Raw genomic sequence first — 240 nt, 5'->3', positions numbered from 1 at the left:
GACGCTGATGTACGTCGCCTATAAATATCTCGGCCAGAGCGTCGGCGGGTTGATCTCGCCTGAGTATGCCGAGGCGCCCTGGAGCCTCGCCAAGGTCGGCGATTTCCTCGCCCATCTCTGGATCCCGATCATCATCATCGGCGCATCCGGAACGGCAGCGATGATCCGCATCCTGCGCGCCAACCTGACCGACGAACTGCACAAGCCCTATGTCGTCACCGCCCGCGCCAAGGGACTGCC

The 240-nt window shown here is 62.9% G+C and carries 1 protein-coding gene; it reads left to right on the top strand.

Annotated elements, in window-relative coordinates; translation table 11 throughout:
* On the top strand, positions 1–240 hold a 240-nt coding region (locus tag EOD29_RS34660), incomplete at both ends, for an ABC transporter permease subunit (RefSeq protein ID WP_127248912.1).

This window comes from Mesorhizobium sp. M1A.T.Ca.IN.004.03.1.1, from assembly GCF_003997555.1.
In the GTDB taxonomy this organism is placed as follows: domain Bacteria; phylum Pseudomonadota; class Alphaproteobacteria; order Rhizobiales; family Rhizobiaceae; genus Mesorhizobium.
The sequence above is the reverse complement of the archived record's forward strand: the minus strand, read 5'-3'. Positions and strand labels throughout refer to the sequence as shown.